The organism is Finegoldia sp. (genome assembly GCF_046991905.1).
In the GTDB taxonomy this organism is placed as follows: Bacteria; Bacillota; Clostridia; order Tissierellales; family Peptoniphilaceae; genus Finegoldia.
Genome location: NZ_JBKWZF010000006.1, coordinates 46,651 through 63,020 on the forward strand (window position 1 = coordinate 46,651; position 16,370 = coordinate 63,020).

Annotated in this window: 15 protein-coding genes; 3 read left to right on the plus strand and 12 right to left on the minus strand. The window is 31.9% G+C overall.

Annotation, left to right across the window (positions count from 1 at the left end; genetic code table 11):
- Positions 1-184: 184 nt before the first annotated feature.
- The 7 genes from trxA to rpsF form a co-directional block, all read right to left on the minus strand.
- Positions 185-493: a thioredoxin gene (gene trxA / locus ACLUJM_RS04140; protein WP_002835037.1), complete on the minus strand. Its 309-nt coding sequence runs from the start codon at positions 491-493 to the stop codon at positions 185-187.
- A 9-nt stretch (positions 494-502) separates the two neighbouring features.
- A complete protein-coding gene (locus ACLUJM_RS04145) occupies positions 503-1,870 on the minus strand; it encodes a D-alanyl-D-alanine carboxypeptidase family protein (protein WP_412412272.1) in 1,368 nt (455 codons plus the stop codon).
- A 12-nt stretch (positions 1,871-1,882) separates the two neighbouring features.
- Positions 1,883-3,718 (minus strand): polysaccharide biosynthesis protein, encoded by a 1,836-nt coding sequence (locus ACLUJM_RS04150; RefSeq protein ID WP_294685063.1) that lies wholly within the window; start codon positions 3,716-3,718, stop codon positions 1,883-1,885.
- An 85-nt stretch (positions 3,719-3,803) separates the two neighbouring features.
- Positions 3,804-4,865, minus strand: a complete 1,062-nt coding sequence (locus ACLUJM_RS04155) for a branched-chain amino acid aminotransferase (protein ID WP_294685062.1) — start codon at positions 4,863-4,865, stop codon at positions 3,804-3,806.
- Positions 4,866-4,918: 53 nt separating this feature from the next.
- The gene (gene rpsR / locus ACLUJM_RS04160) at positions 4,919-5,143 is read right to left on the minus strand and encodes a 30S ribosomal protein S18 (RefSeq protein ID WP_002835041.1); all 225 of its coding nucleotides are present in this window, start codon (positions 5,141-5,143) and stop codon (positions 4,919-4,921) included.
- A gap of 20 nt (positions 5,144-5,163) precedes the next feature.
- Positions 5,164-5,679 (minus strand): single-stranded DNA-binding protein, encoded by a 516-nt coding sequence (locus ACLUJM_RS04165; RefSeq protein ID WP_294685060.1) that lies wholly within the window; start codon positions 5,677-5,679, stop codon positions 5,164-5,166.
- A gap of 21 nt (positions 5,680-5,700) precedes the next feature.
- Positions 5,701-5,988, minus strand: a complete 288-nt coding sequence (gene rpsF / locus ACLUJM_RS04170) for a 30S ribosomal protein S6 (RefSeq protein WP_002835043.1) — start codon at positions 5,986-5,988, stop codon at positions 5,701-5,703.
- A 181-nt stretch (positions 5,989-6,169) separates the two neighbouring features.
- Here rpsF and ACLUJM_RS04175 point away from each other — a divergent pair, with 181 nt between their 5' ends.
- Positions 6,170-6,859 (plus strand): hydrolase, encoded by a 690-nt coding sequence (locus tag ACLUJM_RS04175; RefSeq protein WP_294685059.1) that lies wholly within the window; start codon positions 6,170-6,172, stop codon positions 6,857-6,859.
- The gene (locus ACLUJM_RS04180) at positions 6,852-7,385 is read left to right on the plus strand and encodes a biotin transporter BioY (RefSeq protein WP_294685058.1); all 534 of its coding nucleotides are present in this window, start codon (positions 6,852-6,854) and stop codon (positions 7,383-7,385) included. The genes ACLUJM_RS04175 and ACLUJM_RS04180 overlap by 8 nt, the downstream gene beginning before the upstream one ends.
- A 46-nt stretch (positions 7,386-7,431) precedes the next feature.
- Here the strand turns inward: ACLUJM_RS04180 and fni are convergent, their stop codons facing one another.
- The 5 genes from fni to tadA form a co-directional block, all read right to left on the minus strand.
- Positions 7,432-8,442 (minus strand): type 2 isopentenyl-diphosphate Delta-isomerase, encoded by a 1,011-nt coding sequence (gene fni, locus ACLUJM_RS04185; protein ID WP_294685057.1) that lies wholly within the window; start codon positions 8,440-8,442, stop codon positions 7,432-7,434.
- Positions 8,443-8,468: 26 nt separating this feature from the next.
- A complete protein-coding gene (locus ACLUJM_RS04190; protein ID WP_294685056.1) occupies positions 8,469-9,419 on the minus strand; it encodes an LCP family protein in 951 nt (316 codons plus the stop codon).
- Between the two features lie 123 nt (positions 9,420-9,542).
- Positions 9,543-13,748 carry an acyl-CoA dehydratase activase-related protein gene (locus tag ACLUJM_RS04195; RefSeq protein WP_412412273.1) on the minus strand — a complete coding sequence of 1,402 codons (4,206 nt, stop codon included), beginning with the start codon at positions 13,746-13,748 and terminating at the stop codon, positions 9,543-9,545.
- Positions 13,749-13,815: 67 nt separating this feature from the next.
- Positions 13,816-14,697: a TIGR01212 family radical SAM protein gene (locus ACLUJM_RS04200; protein ID WP_412412274.1), complete on the minus strand. Its 882-nt coding sequence runs from the start codon at positions 14,695-14,697 to the stop codon at positions 13,816-13,818.
- Positions 14,675-15,145, minus strand: coding sequence for a tRNA adenosine(34) deaminase TadA (tadA, locus tag ACLUJM_RS04205; RefSeq protein ID WP_412412275.1), 471 nt, complete (start codon positions 15,143-15,145; stop codon positions 14,675-14,677). Before tadA ends, ACLUJM_RS04200 begins: the two co-directional genes overlap by 23 nt.
- A gap of 113 nt (positions 15,146-15,258) precedes the next feature.
- Here tadA and ACLUJM_RS04210 point away from each other — a divergent pair, with 113 nt between their 5' ends.
- Positions 15,259-16,365 carry a ribose-phosphate pyrophosphokinase gene (locus tag ACLUJM_RS04210; protein ID WP_412412276.1) on the plus strand — a complete coding sequence of 369 codons (1,107 nt, stop codon included), beginning with the start codon at positions 15,259-15,261 and terminating at the stop codon, positions 16,363-16,365.
- Positions 16,366-16,370: the final 5 nt, after the last annotated feature.

The window sequence follows — 16,370 nt, forward strand, 5'->3', positions numbered from 1 at the left end:
CTTAGAATATTTGTAAATTTTTACATAAAATTTACAATTTCTTTATATTCTATCTCACCCTTATTATATAATCTTTTTTAAAAAAATATAAGTCTTTTCTTGTTTTTTTATTATTTATTTTGCTTTTTATAAAAAAGAACTAATCTTTTTTGTGATTAGTTCTCGCTTTCAAATATTTAACTTGTTATTTTAACATATCCAAGATATATTCTTTTTCAACCATACCTACAGTAGATTTTATGATTTCTCCATCTTCAAATACTAAGATTGTAGGAATACTCATTACTTTGTATTTTCTTGAAATTTCTTGTGCTCCATCTACATTTAGTTTGCAGATTTTGATGTTTTCGTCTTTGTTTTCTTCATCAATTTCTTCAATTATTGGGGCAAGTCCTTGGCATGGTCCACACCAATCTGCATAAAAATCTACTAAGATTTTTCCCTTTGCTTGTATTACTTCTTCATCAAAATTTTCGTTGTTTAAATAAATCATATTTCACCTCTAATTATTGTTATCAATGTTGCTATTATTTTCGTTGTCTCTGTCATTTCTATTGGTATTTTGTTGTTCATTTTCAGAATTTTGATTATCTCTTTTTCTTTCGGAATTTTCGTTGTCTGAATTATTACCATTTTCTGAATTTGAGTTATTATTATCTTCTGAATTTCTATCAGAGTTGTTCTCAGAATTATTGGACTTTCTATCTTCGTCGTTTTGTTTGTCGTTATCTTCTTTGTTGTTTTCAGTATTTGATACATTTTCATCTGCAACTTTTAGGTATTCTTCCAAAGTTAGATTTTGATCGTGAAGAATTTTTGCCAAATCAATTCCCACATATCTGAAATGCCATGGTGCAAAGCTTACACCTGTGATATCTTTCTTTCCTTCAGGATATCTTAGAACAAAACCGTATTTGTATGCATTGTCCATTAACCATTTATATTCTTTGGATTTTGAAAAATCTAATTTGTATTTTAATGTGTAGTCTTCGCCTATTAAATCATAAGCAAGTCCTGTTTGATGTTCTGATGTTCCAGCTTTAACGAATTTTACATCTTCTACATCTTCTAATTTGGATTGTTGCTCAAATGATCTGTAGTCGCTTACACTTCTCAAAATTATACTATCTTTATTTGCATCATTAACCATCAATGTGAAAGACTTACGAGCATCTTCGTCAATTCCTGGGTCATAATCTGAAGGCAATGTATAATCGCTATTTACGATTAAAACTCCCTTGATTACTTTGAATTGATTTTTGTTTTGTATATCAGACAAATCAGATTTTAAGATATATCCTTTTTTGCCATTATACACAACATACGAAAAATCTCCTTGGTCGGAGTAGTATTTTACATAAGAGTTGTTAGGAACTTGTTCAAGCACAGTGGATACTTTTTCGCCCTTTTCGTATAAATTTGTCATTTTATTAGTCATTGAGAATTTCACCAAAGATTGAACAACTGGTTGTGGTTTTACTGGTGTTTGGTTAGTAATAGATGTTTGAGGTTGCGGTTTTGCTTTATCTTTGTTAGCTACTTTTTTCACTGCAAAAATAATCAAAAGTATCAAAACTATTGCCACAATAGCCAATATAATTCTTCTACGCATCAGCTTTTTCTTTCTAGCTAGTCTTTTTTGTCTAGCTATTCTTTTTCTTTCCATTTCAACCATTTCTGGAGTCAAAACTATTGTTTTGCCCATATCCTGTTCGTGGTTGTAGCTATTTCTTTGTCTTCTCATTTCTCTACGATTTTTTTCGGCATTTTTCTTTCTGCGTCTCATTTCGCTTTCCGAAACTCTTCCGCTTGAAAAATCGTATTTTTTATTAATATCACTATAACTTGATTTTTTTCTATTATCAGCCATATTCCACCTCTCTTATTGATGTTCTACATCCGGAGTATAATTTGGTACGATTTTTTGTAACTGATTTACAATTACTAACTTAGAGTTTTGTTCAGTAGTTTTCTTCAAATCTACTAAATCGTTAGATAATTTATCAATATCGTGAACCACCGGTTCTTCTACAAATATCATATCATATTTTGTCTTGCTTATATTGTTCGCTTCTATTAAAGTTTCTTCGTAAAGTTTTTCTCCTGGTCTAAGTCCTGTAAATTCTATCTTGATGTCTTTGTCTAATTCTAAACCAGATAATTTGATAAGTTTTTTCGCCAAATCTACTATTTTTACAGGATCTCCCATATCTAATACAAATATTTCCCCACCTTCAGCCATAGCACCTGCTTGCATAACCAATTGGCAAGCTTCAGGTATTGTCATGAAATATCTGATAATATCCTTATGAGTAACAGTAACTGGTCCACCTTCTTGAATTTGCTTTTTGAATAGTGGAATTACTGAACCATTTGATCCAAGAACATTTCCAAATCTAACCGCAACATATTCTGTCTTTGAGATTTGGTTTTTGGATTGAACTAAAAGCTCACATATTCTCTTAGTGCATCCCATTACTGATGTCGGATTAACCGCCTTATCTGTGGATATCAAAACAAATTTCTTAACGTTATGAATATCGCAACAATCTATAATGTTTTTTGTACCAAATACATTGTTAAGGACTGCTGCTTGTGGTGAATGTTCCATTAAAGGAACATGTTTATGAGCTGCTGCATGAAATACTACATCTGGTTTGTGAATTCCAAATATAGCGTTCATTCTATCGAAGTTTCTTATAGACTCTATAATAACATCAATAGGTGCATCATGATCATTTCTTAAAATTTCATTTTGTATATCATAAGTAGTATTTTCGTAGATATCAATCATGACCAATTTTTTTGGTTTGTATCTTAAAATTTGTCTACAAAGTTCACTACCAATAGATCCTCCTGCGCCAGTAACCATCACAACTTTATCGGTCAAAAATTCATTTAGAATTTTCTTGTCCAAAACCACTTGATCACGACCAAGCAAATCTTCGATTTGAACATCCCTTAAATCTTTCAAATCCATTTTAGAATCTATGAATTCATAATATCCAGGCATTATTTTAACCTTGGCATTTAGTTTTTCACATTCATTTAGAATTTGTTTTTTTCGTTCTGAATCTATTGTTGGAATAGCTAGTACTATTTCTTCAATGTTGTATTCTTTTGCTTTTTCAACGATATCTTTTGTGCTTCCAACTACAGGTACCGATGATATGCTTTTATTTATTTTAGTATTGTCATCATCTAATATGCATACTGGCGTAGATTTCATTTCGGGATGTTTAAGCATTTCGCGAACTACCAAAACTCCTGCTGCTCCTGCACCGATTACCATAGAATTTACTTGACCTTCGACATTGTTTTCTGGTGTAGATTTTTTATCCGTTTGAGTTCTAGCAATCATACGAACTATCAAGATTAAAACAACTTCAAAAACAAGTGCAATCAAGAAACTTGACCTTGGAAGTGTTGATTTTGCAACAATCAAAAACAACGACGACACACCACTTGCAATAGCAGTATATACTCCAGCTTTAAGGTAATCTTCAAATGTCGCATATCTCCACATTACCTTGTACATTTTGAAAATAAAAAGTATCAAAATTTGTATTATAGTAACTATAGCCGCGTATTTAAAGTAATAACCCATATATCTTGCTGGTACTTGTCCATCAAATCTTAAAAGTAATCCTACAATATACGATATATTAATAATTAGAGCATCTAAAATCCCTAATACGATATTTCTGTATTTATTCATTCTAACTCCTCTGATAAATATTTTTTATCGTATCTATTATATCATAAATACAAAATAAAAATATCTACCAATTAACTTTTGACGTTTAAATCTCAACTCTCCAATTAAAATCGTCTTTTATTTTTCCAAATTGTAAATCAGTCAAAGTTTCATAAACATGAAGGCTAATTTCTCCGATTTTTCCAGCATTAACTTCCATTTCATATCCATCATACAAGAGCTTACCCACAGGACTGATTACAGCAGCTGTTCCCGTTCCAAATATTTCCAAAAGCTCTCCTTTTTTGTAGTAATCTACAATATCCTCAATCGAAATTCTTTCTTCACAAACTTCCATTCCTTCGTGTCTTAGTAATTCGATTACAGATTTTCTAGTTATTCCTTCCAAAATGCTTCCATTAATCATTGGAGTTATAACTTTGTCTTTTAATACAAAGAAAATATTCATAGCTCCTACTTCTTCGATGTATTTTCTCTCAACACCATCTAACCACAATACTTGTGAGTATCCCTTTTCATGTGCGATGTCTTGACTTTTCATACTAGCAGCGTAATTACCGCCAGTTTTTGCCATTCCCATTCCGCCTCTTACAGCTCTTACATACTCTTTTTCAACATAAATACTAACAGGATTCAATCCATTTTTGTAATATGAACCACTTGGAGAAGCAATTATAATAAGTTTGTATTGACTACTAACCTTTACTCCCAATTGTGCATCAGTTGCAATTATGAAAGGTCTTATATACAATGAACAACCCTCTTCCTCAGGTATCCAATCTCTTTCTAAATCTACAAACTTGTACAAATATTCCAAAACTTTTTCTTCATCGATTTGTGGAATACACAATCTATCATTACTTTTATTTAATCTTTTTAAGTTTTCTAAAGGTCTAAACAAATATACTTTTCCATTGTTTTTATAAGCTTTCATTCCTTCGAAAACAGTTTGTCCGTAATGAAAAACCATAGCAGATGGATCAAGACAAATATTTTGATAAGAAACAATTCTTTCATCATGCCATCCTTTTTCTATATCATAGTCCATAATAAACATATGGTCAGTAAAAATTTTACCAAATTCTAATTCATCACTGCTTAAATATTTTTGTTTTGGGTTTGTAGTCTTCTCTATTTTTAAACTCATTTTCTTCTCCTTATATGTAAAAAAAGCTACCATCAAGGTAGCTTAATTATTTCTTATTCAGCACTGTATGGTAATAGTGCAACTTGTCTAGCTTTTTTGATAGCGTCAGTTATTTGTCTTTGATGTTTTGCATTTAAACCAGTTACTCTTCTTGGTAAAATTTTACCTCTTTCACTGATATAATTTTTAAGCATGTTTACATCTTTGTAATCAATAACTTTTGTTTTATCCTTTTGGAATGGATCTATCTTTTTTCTAGGTCTAAATCTTCTTTGCATATCTTTAAAACCTCCTACTTTTAGAATGGAAGTTCATCAACATCAGTTGGAACTGCATTGTCTCCCATTCCGAAATCATCATTACTCTTATGAATATCGTTTGAATTTTGGAAATTGTTGTTTTGGAAAGAATTATTGTTTAATGATTGGTTATTGTTGTTGTAACCTTGATAGTTACCTGCATTTGATTGTGAACCACTTGATTCAACAAAATCAAATTGATCGACAATTACATCAGTCGTATAAATTCTTTGTCCTTGTTGGTTTTCATAAGATCCTGTTTGAATGTGACCTGTCACAGCAATTCTATTTCCTTTGTGGAAATATTGTCCAATAACTTCTGCCGTTCTACCGAAAGCTACGCAATTGATAAAATCTGCAGTTGGTTGATTGTTGTTTTCAGCTTCCATTCTTTTTTCTTTAGATAATCTTCTATCTACAGCAACACTAAATCTAGCGTTGGCTAATTGAGTATTAGCTGAATATCTAACTTCAGGGTCTCTTGTCAATCTACCCATCAAACTAACATTATTCAAAACATTTCCTCCTCTTAACGATTATTGTTCGTCAACTCTAACAACCATGTATCTAATGATTTGGTCGAATAATCTACATCTTCTTTCGATTTCCTTAACAAATTGTGGATCCAAATCGAAGTTTACAATATAATAGTAACCTTCTTTGATGTAGTTGATTTCATAAGCTAATTTTCTTTTTCCCCAATCGTGAACTTCTTCAAGTTTACCATTTTCGTCGATAACTTGTTGAATTCTTGAAAATACAGTATTTCTGTCTTCTTCTGATAATTCTGGCTTAAAGATTAGCACTAATTCATATTTATTCATATGACACCTCCTTGTGGTCTATTTGGCTCCTATCCGGAGCAAGGATTTACTTATATATATTACCATAATTTAGTAACAATTACAACAAATTAATCAAATATTTTTTTTGAGATTTTCGTTTGCCTTAATCCACTTATCTATTATAATATAAATATGAAATTCATTTTTAAGGAGGCATCTTATGGAAAAGAAATATATACCAGAAGTAGAATCAAATTTGAGACATAGATTAGTACATATTCCAGAGGCAATGTATAAAGCATCTGGCATAACAGTTTTAGGAAAAAGAATTAAAACTCTTGTCTTCACAACAGACATAGCGATAATAAATAACACAAATGGACACGCAATAATGGCAGTATATCCTTTTACACCTACATTATCAATCACAAATGCTATTATAATGTCTTCTAGCCTGCCAGTTTTTGCGGGAGTTGGCGGCGGAATTACTTCAGGAATTAGAAGTGTAAACATTGCATTGCAAGCTGAAATGTTAGGCGCTTATGGAGTAATTGTCAATGCTCCTATGAAAAATGACACGATAGTAGAAATGAAAAAAGTGTTGGATATTCCTATTGTTGCTACAATTGTATCTGCATACGATGATATCGAAGGCAAAATAAATTCCGGTGCTGCGATTTTAAATGTATCTGGAGGAAAGAAAACAGCTTTCTTAGTCGAAGAAATCAGAAAAAAAGTCGGATACGAATTTCCAATAATTGCAACAGGTGGTGACAATGAACAAAATATTATGGATACAATAAATGCCGGAGCAAATGCTTTAACTTATACACCACCAACATCTGGAGAAATTTTCCACAAAGTAATGGCAAATTACAGAGAAGATATGAGAGAAAAGCAAGATGAGTAAAAGCATCAATACTAAAGAACTCATAAAAATCGCTCTATTTAGTGCGTTAATAATAATCGGATCTTATATAATAATTCCATTATTCCCAGTTCCTATATCGCTGCAAAGTTTGTTTGCAATAGCATCTGGATATTATTTGAGTAAAAAATATTCAAATATGTCTGTTTTGTTGTATATTGCACTAGGACTTATCGGTCTTCCCGTTTTTGCTGGAGGAAAAGGTGGACTACAAGCAATATTCTCACCAAGTTTTGGTTATATATTAGGGTTTTTGGCACAGACTTTTTATGTAAAATACAAAAAACAAAACTTATCTAATTTTAATTTATTTATTATGTTCATGATTTCATCTTTAATAATCTATGCTTTTGGAGTCGTGTACATGGGAGTATTTTTCAAATTATCCGACAAGCAATTCGATTTATGGAAATTATTATTTACAGGTATGATAGTTTTCTTGCCTGGAGATATTTTGAAAGCATTGCTTTTTAGTTTTGTTACAAAAAGAGTAGAAAAATACATTTAAAAAAGTCATACAAGTTTGATAATAAAATCAAATTTGTATGACTTTTTTATTCTGTAATTTCTTTTAATTTACCAAATACTTTGTAGTCTATATTACGCAATTCACTTATGTTCTTTGCTCCAAGCATTACCATAAGCATCTTCAACTTATATATTAAGCTATCCAAAAATTCCTTAGCGAATTCGTAACCACCATGCATTAGATAAGATAGCACTTCCCCACTCATAGCAGTCATATCAGCACCAAGTACCAATGCTTTTACTATATCTATGGATGTTCTAATTCCTCCACTTGCAATCAAAAACAAATCATCTGGTTTATCTTGTAAGTCTATTAATATTTTCGCCGTTGGAATTCCCCAACAATAAAACTCAGAAAATTCCATATCAAACCTTCTGTTATCTTCTATTTCAGAAAAATTTGTTCCTCCAAATCCAGCTATATCGATGTATCTAACACCTAAATCGTACAGCTCATTTACAGTTTTTTTGTTCATTCCATATCCCACTTCTTTTACAATTATTGGGATATCTGTATTTTGAATAATATTTTTAATATTATCTTTGATACCTGTAAATTCTCTGTCTCCTTCTTCCATTATCAACTCTTGAATCGGATTGAGGTGCAGACCAAACATGTCAGCATCAATCATTTTAATGGATTTCTTAACGGATTCTAAGCTTTCTCTTGCAGAAAGATTTCCTATTACTATATTTTCATTCTTTGTCAAATTTTCTCGTACAAGTTCAAAACTTTCGATTGCTTCTGGTTCAACAAGCGCAATTTTTTGACTACCAACTGCCATTGGAATATTGAATGTCTTACACAATCTAGCCAAATCTTCATTTATGTCACAGCAGGAATCTCCCCCACCTGTCATTGCGTTTATCATAAATGGATAGTCGATTTTTTTACCGTTAAATTCCATAGATAAATCAACATCATTTAAATCAATTTCAGGTAGAGATGTGTGTTCCAAATACACACAATCCAATAAATTATTGCCCTTATATTCAGATTTCAAATAATTTTCAATGTGTTCTTGCTTTCTTTCCACAAACATACCTCCCAAAAACAAAACCACTAATTATTTTGAGATTCTTCCTCATCTTCTTTATTGTCATGATTAGTGATAGTATCGTCCAGTTTGTATTCAGCAAATAATCTGTCTACAATTTCTGGTAATTTTTCTTCATCAGCCATATACCAACTTATTCCATCATCCTTGTATTCTCCTGGAAGTATATAGCTATGTATTTTGCTAGATGAAAAGTTAGGAAGTTTTGTCAGATAAGCAGTCATATCTCCCAACGGAATGTTTGTCTTTACATCTTTTTTGAAAATATCAACCATCTTTGGCATTTTCGTAATATTCGATGGGCTCAATAATTGATCCAATAATGTTTTTATGAAGTAGTGTTGATTTTCAATTCTAGCTTCATCTGATCCTCCAAGTGGATGACGAGCTCTTACATATTGCAACGCTTCAGCTCCATTTAGCTTAGATTTTCCTTTTGGAATATGCATTTTTATTGTAGGAAGATTAATTTCTACTGGAGAATCAACCTCAACCCCTCCCATAGCATCTACAATATGTTCAACACTATCAAAATCAACTTCAACATAATAATCTAAATCTATTCCCAGTAAATCTCTCAACGCTTTCAAAGATCCTTTTGGACCTTCATACGCGTGTGCTGCATTTACTTTGTGAATATTGCCATTTAATCTAATTTGTGTATCTCTCGGTACAGATAATATGTCAACATTTCCCGAATTAAAATTAACTTTGCAAACCATTATCGTATCAGATCTTTGATGATCCGTTGTGCTTACTTCTTTATCAATGCCTAATAATACAAATAAAAATTCATCTGGTATATTTTGTTCAATTACGTTATTTTTTCCTAATTCATCGCCTTTAATATCAGAGCCAGTTGTTTTTAAGCTTCCCAAAAATTTACCAGCACCAAAATATCCCCCTAAAAATAGTGCTAGCGAAATAAAAAAGACAATAACAGCTCTTTTCTTCATTCTTTCCTCCAATTACTTTCTTAATGAACAAAGCACACGGATATACCGGTGCTTTGTCATAACACTTATTTAATTATATCAAAAACAATGAAAATTTACACTAATTTTGATTTTTTGTAAGTTTTAGTTACTAATTTTCTCTTTTGCTTGCGAAAGCATAAGCTTAATTCTGTTGATTTGGTTAACTTCACTTGCACCAGGATCGTAATCAATAGGAATGATATTTGCTTGCGGATACAATTGTCTAATTTTTTTGATAACGCCTTTTCCTGTAATATGGTTAGGAAGACAACCAAAAGGTTGTATGCACACAATATTATTGGCATTTATGTGAATTAATTCTATCATTTCAGCCGTTAATAACCATCCCTCACCATATTGATTTCCAAGTGATACAACTTCTTGTGCGTAATCTTCTAATTCTTGTATTTTTAGTGGATGAGTAAACTTCGACTTTATTAATTGACTTCTGATGTATTTTCTATAGTGTTCAATTAAATTTACTCCCATGTTGCACATAAATCCTGTGAATTTTGATTTGGATAAGAAGTTTCCCTTATGGTATTCATTTCTCAAACAATAAAGCACAAAATCTGTCAAATCAGGCATAACAACTTCACAGCCTTCTTTTTCTAATAAATCTTGCAAATTATTGTTAGCTTGAGGAAGATATTTTACTAGAATTTCTCCTACAATACCAACTTTTGGTTTTTTGATATCCAAAAGTTCAATTTTAGAGAAATCTCCTATAATTTCATCGACAGTTTGTCTGAATAGTTTTGAACTTGATTTCAAAACTCTCTTTTGACATTCTTCAATCCATTTTTGTTTTAACATATCTGTTTGTTTTTCTTTTTCGTATGCTCTGGTGAAATTTGATAATCTCATAATCAAATCTCCGTACAATACTGCAACAATCATCTTTTGTAAAACCAATGGAGAAAGGTTAAATCCTTCGTTTGTTTCGATGTTTTGCCATGAAATAGCAATCACTGGAATATTTTCATAACCTGCTTCTTTTAATGCTTTTCTTATAAATCCAACATAGTTACTTGCTCTGCAAGCTCCTCCAGTTTGACTCATTAATAAAGCTAGCTTGTCAGTATCATATCTTCCAGAATTTATAGCTTCCATCATTTGACCTACAACGGTAATTGAAGGGTAACAAGCGTCATTGTTTACATATTTTAATCCTTCGTCGATAACTTTTGAATTTACATCTTTCAAAAATTCAACCTTGTAGCCATTATCTTTGAATAATGATTCCATTATTTCAAAATGATCCGGAGCCATTTGTGGTGCAAGAATTGTGTATTCTTCTTTCATTTTCTTAGTGAATTCAACTTTTTCGACGTGATATGATTTCTTCACATTTGGAATGAAGTTCTTCTTTTCAAGTGCTTGAATCAAAGATCTAATTCTTATTTTAACAGCACCTAGGTTGCTGATTTCATCTATCTTTAATACAGTGTAAATTTTTCCTTTAGCAGACAAAATTTCATTAACTTGGTCTGTAGTTACTGCGTCAATTCCACATCCAAATGAATTTAGTTGAACCATTTCCAAATCCTCACTATTTCCGACAATTTCTGCCGCTCTGTAAAGTCTTGAATGGTATACCCATTGATCCAAAACTCTTAAATCACTGTCGACATCATCTTCGTAGTCAATTATGGAATCTTCAGATAAAACTCCTAGTCCAAGGGATGTGATAAGTTCAGGAATTCCGTGGTTGATTTCTGAATCCACATGATATGGCCTACCAGCTAATACGATTGCTTTTTTACCCATTTCACGAATTTTAGCCAAAGACTTCTTGCCTTCGATTTTTACATCTTTTCTGTATTTTTCAAGCTCATCCCATGCTACATCAACACTATTAGATATATCCTTATCTGAAAGTCTTAGTTCTTTTAATTCATCTATTAGTCGTTTTTTTAATTTATTCTTATCTTGGAATGAAATGAATGGGTTGAAGTATTTTGTATTTTTCAATCCATCGACATTGTTCTTAATCACTTCTGGATATCCTGTTACGACTGGGCAATTTATATGGTTATTAGCCTTGTCGTATTCTTGTTTTTCAAAAAATACTGAAGGGTAGAATATCATATCGACATTTTTTTCTAACAAATCTTTAATGTGACCGTGAACTAATTTTGCTGGATAACAACATGTTTCACTTGTAATCGAAGATATACCTTTTTCGTAAATTTCTCTTGATGATTTAGAAGACAATACAACTCTGTATCCTAAATTCGTGAAGAATGTATGCCAGAACGGATAATTTTCGTACATATTCAACACTCTAGGAATTCCTACAGTCGCTCTTGCTTTATCTTCTGGAATGCTCTTATATCCAAATAATCTCTTGTTTTTATATTCGTACATATTTGGAAGCTTGTCTTTTTTATTAAGACTAATTCCAGCTCCTCTTTCGCATCTATTTCCAGTAACAAACTTTTTGCCATTTGCAAATTTATTTATCGTCAATTTGCAATGGTTAGAACAATATTTACATTCTGCTTGTTCTTGAGTATATTCAAATTTTTCAAGTTCATCCTCAGATAAAATCGTAGAATATCCTGTTGATTTTTCTTTTGCAATCAACGCCATTCCCATAGCTCCCATAAGTCCCGAAATATTTGGCCTTGTAGGAACTTTACCTGTAATTTTTTCGAAAGCTCTTAGTATCGCATCACCGTAGAATGTACCACCTTGAACTACGATATGTTCACCTAATTTTGATGGATCTCTAAGTTTGATAACTTTTTGGATTGCGTTTTTGATTACTGAATAACACAAACCCGCTGCAATATCGCTGACACTGGCGCCTTCTTTTTGTGCTTGTTTTACTTTCGAATTCATAAAAACTGTACATCTTGAACCTAAATCCACAGGATTTTTTGATTCAAGTGCTTTTTGTTGAAATTCTTGTACAGATAAATTCAAACTATGAGCAAAGGTTTCAATAAATGATCCGCAACCAGAAGAACACGCTTCGTTCAATTGAATAGAATCAATTATTCCATCATTTACATGCATAGCTTTCATGTCTTGACCGCCAATATCCAAAACAAAATCAACATCTGGATCAAAATATCTAGCAGCAGTCAAATGTGCTATTGTCTCTACTTCACCAAAGTCGACCGACAAAGCTTGTTTTATAAAATCTTCACCATAACCTGTTATACCACTACTTGCAATTTTTTGGTTATCATTTAGTTTAGAATAAATTACAGATAATTGTTCCTTAACTAAATCAAGTGGATTTCCTTGGTTATTCGCATAAAAATCGTAAACAATGTTGCAATCTTCATCAATTACTACAATTTTACTAGTAGTTGAGCCCGCATCAATCCCCAAATATAAGTTTCCTTGTACTTCGTAAAGATTTTTGAATTTCACGTTTGATTTCTTGTGATTTTCGTAAAATTCTTTTTTTTCTTTCTCATTTTTAAATAATGGCTCAAGTATTAACTCATCGCTAATTTTTTGCTTTTTGTCATAAGATCTGTTCAACAAATCCTCGTATTTTACAGACTCTTCATCCATTGATGCAATAGCTGCTCCCAATGCCACAAATACTTGAGCATTTTCAGGACTGTAGAATGTGTTGACACCATCATCTAGTGTTGTGATGAATCTATTTCTTAATTCTGATAAGAAATAAAGTGGCCCACCCAAAAATACGATATTTCCTTCAATAGGTCTACCACAAGCAAGATTTGATATTGTTTGATTGACAACAGATTGGAATACACTAACTGCCATGTCTTCTTTTGTTGCGCCCTGGTTGATCAAAGCTTGAATGTCAGTTTTTGCATATACACCGCATCTACTTGCAATCGAAAATATTTTCTTGTAATCTTTGGCTAATTCGTTAAGACCAGATGCATCCGTCTTTAACAAAGCTGCCATTTGGTCTATGAATGCTCCAGTTCCACCTGCGCAGATGGAATTCATTCTTTGTTCTACGTTTCCTTTTAAATAAGTTATCTTACTGTCTTCTCCCCCAAGCTCAATACACACATCAGCATTAGGGATATATTTTTTTATAGCTGTAGTACCAGCTACAACTTCTTGTATAAATTCGATATTCAAATTATCTTCAACATACATTCCGCCACTTCCAGTGACCATAATTGTACAATCGCTGTTTTTGAACTCTGGATGTGAATCGTATGCTTGTTTAAGAACATTTTTGGTAGTTTCTTCTATGTCAGAACGATGTCTAGTGTATTCTTGAAATAAAATTTCGTAGTTTTCATTTATAATGACAAGCTTGACAGTAGTTGAACCTACATCTAATCCCATGTGGATTTTCATTTTATCCCTCCATATTCCTATACTAAGTTAGTATATTTCAAAAGCACAAAAACTTCAATAAATTTTTTTATGTATTGTATTTTTTAATTTTACTATTAATCTCCGAAATTACTCTCAATTTATCACAAGACCATTTAGGAAGATAAAGTTTTGGTTTAAAAGCATCTCCAGTCATGCGATGAACTACAGTGTCTTCGTTTAAAATTTTAAAACTATCGACAACCCAATCAGTGTATTCATCCATCGTTAGAATTTTAAATTTATTTCGTAGATAATAATCGTACAACCTTGAATCTGTTTGTATATATAATGAATGAATTTTGATTCCCCAAATATCATGCATTTGCGTTTGATACACACTTTCCAAAAAATCATCCTCAGTTTCATATGGAAGGCCTGCTATTACATGCGAGATTACTTTAATGTCATTATCCATAAGTTTTTTTGCCATATCAAAATAAACATCATTGCTATAAGCACGATTGATTAATTCTATCGTAGACTTTTTAGTGGATTGAAGTCCCATTTCAACCCACACATCCACCTGTTTGTTTATATCGCGCAAAAGTTTTATCTTTTCATCATCTAAGCAGTCTCCTCTGGTGGCTATATCAAGCACCAACACATTTTCGTTATCAATAGCATCTGAGTAAATTTCTCTAAGTTCATTTACTGGCTTGTAAGTATTGGTGAACGATTGAAAATACGCAATGAATTTGTCTGCTTTTTTCTTTTCAGATAATCTTTTAATTTGCAATTCAACTTGGTCCTTGATTGAATATTCATTAAAAGTAAATTCACCAGATCCACTTTCAGAACAAAAAATACAACCGTTAGAATTTTTTCTATTAGGACAACTGAATCCACCATCTAGCGGTAATTTGTAAACTTTCGTGCCGTATGTTTTTTTCAAATAATCACTTAATCTATTTATTTCTATTTTTTTCACGAATCCCCCTGAAAAAACTCTGCATCAATTCGACGCACTCTTTTTCCATGATACTTTTTACTTCTATTTTATGATTGAGTCCCTCGTAATCATTTAATGATAGTAAAGACCCACAAGCTCCTCTTTTTTTATCAAAAGCTCCGAACACAGCTTTTGGTATTCTCGAATATATCAAAGCTCCTGTGCACATCACACAAGGCTCCAATGTCACATACATTGTGCAATCATCAAGCCTAAAATTTCCAATAACTTTAGTTGCTTGATTAATAGCTTTTAATTCTGCATGCCTTGTCGCATTGTTATCTGTTTCCACACTGTTATAAGCTTGAGCAATTATTTCGCCATTTTTTACAATAACACATCCAACTGGAACTTCGTCCATATCAAATGCAATCTTCGCTTGTTCGATAGCTTTCATCATGAATTTTTCATCATCATTATTCATCATTTATAAAACACCTTTCCTATCCGATTATATCAAAAAGTTTGTGTTATTTAAATTTGAATACGGAAATTGTTTGTGATATTCTTTATATATAATGTAGTATTTAAGGAGGACTTATGTCAGAATCAAAATTTGAAGAGTTTCCATACGGAGAACTTGGAATCATAGCAATGAAAAACATTGAAGGTTTGGCAAAAGAAGTTGACGAACTTTTAATGAAAAAAAACGATGCAACAGAAAGTTATTTATTAAAGATAACAGAATCCAGATTTAGTAATGGTGAAGGTAAAGTTACAATCGATGAATCAGTTAGAGGTCGTGATATTTTAATCATATCAGACGTTGGAAATTATGGATTGAAGTACAATATGTTCGGTGAACAAACTATAATTGGTCCAGATGAACACTTCCAAGATATCAAAAGAGTTATCTCCGCAATTAATGGAAAGGCTTCTCGTATCAACGTTATGATGCCTCTTTTATATGCATCTCGCCAACACAGACGTAAATCCAGAGAATCACTTGACTGTGCAATGGCGCTTCAAGAGTTAGAAGACATGGGAGTAGATGGAATTTACACATTTGATGTTCACGATCCAAACGTACAAAATGCAATTCCATTGATGACATTTGAAAATATCTATCCTACAGCAGAAATAGTTACTCATTTCTTAGAAAAAGAAAACATAACTACTGATGAATTAGATAAGAAAAACATGATTATAATATCACCAGATACTGGCGCAATGGATAGAGCAATTTATTATTCTAATATTTTGAAACAAGACATAGGATTATTCTACAAAAGACGTGATTACACAAAAGTAGTAGATGGCAAAAACCCTATTATTGAACACAAATATATTGGACGTGAAGTTGAAGGAAAAGACATTTTAATCGTAGACGATATGATTGCTTCTGGCGGATCTGTTATTGATATAGCAAAACAATTGAAAAAACAAAAAGCAAACAGAATATTCTGCGCAGTAAGTTTCGCTTTGTTTACTGAAGGTCCTGACAAATTCGATCAAATGAATAAAGAAGGATACATTGACGGAGTTTATTCTACAAACTTAACATACGTTCCAGAATCAATCAAAAACAAAGAATGGTTCCACGCTGTAGATATGAGCGAATTGATGAGTGAATTTATTCACCACATCAACAGAGAAGAATCCATCTCAATTTTGTTAGATAAAACAAGAGGTATTAATATTTTATAAGGAGA

Excerpts from the sequence above, each read along its gene's own strand:
- ACLUJM_RS04190 (WP_294685056.1), bottom strand. The coding sequence starts at position 9,419 with ATGAAGAAAAGAGCTGTTATTGTCTTTTTTATTTCGCTAGCACTATTT.
- tadA (WP_412412275.1), bottom strand. The coding sequence starts at position 15,145 with ATGATGAATAATGATGATGAAAAATTCATGATGAAAGCTATCGAACAA.
- trxA (WP_002835037.1), bottom strand. The coding sequence starts at position 493 with ATGATTTATTTAAACAACGAAAATTTTGATGAAGAAGTAATACAAGCA.
- ACLUJM_RS04145 (WP_412412272.1), bottom strand. The coding sequence starts at position 1,870 with ATGGCTGATAATAGAAAAAAATCAAGTTATAGTGATATTAATAAAAAA.
- ACLUJM_RS04150 (WP_294685063.1), bottom strand. The coding sequence starts at position 3,718 with ATGAATAAATACAGAAATATCGTATTAGGGATTTTAGATGCTCTAATT.
- rpsF (WP_002835043.1), bottom strand. The coding sequence starts at position 5,988 with ATGAATAAATATGAATTAGTGCTAATCTTTAAGCCAGAATTATCAGAA.
- ACLUJM_RS04195 (WP_412412273.1), bottom strand. The coding sequence starts at position 13,748 with ATGAAAATCCACATGGGATTAGATGTAGGTTCAACTACTGTCAAGCTT.
- ACLUJM_RS04155 (WP_294685062.1), bottom strand. The coding sequence starts at position 4,865 with ATGAGTTTAAAAATAGAGAAGACTACAAACCCAAAACAAAAATATTTA.
- ACLUJM_RS04180 (WP_294685058.1), top strand. The coding sequence starts at position 6,852 with ATGAGTAAAAGCATCAATACTAAAGAACTCATAAAAATCGCTCTATTT.
- ACLUJM_RS04210 (WP_412412276.1), top strand. The coding sequence starts at position 15,259 with ATGTCAGAATCAAAATTTGAAGAGTTTCCATACGGAGAACTTGGAATC.
- rpsR (WP_002835041.1), bottom strand. The coding sequence starts at position 5,143 with ATGCAAAGAAGATTTAGACCTAGAAAAAAGATAGATCCATTCCAAAAG.
- ACLUJM_RS04175 (WP_294685059.1), top strand. The coding sequence starts at position 6,170 with ATGGAAAAGAAATATATACCAGAAGTAGAATCAAATTTGAGACATAGA.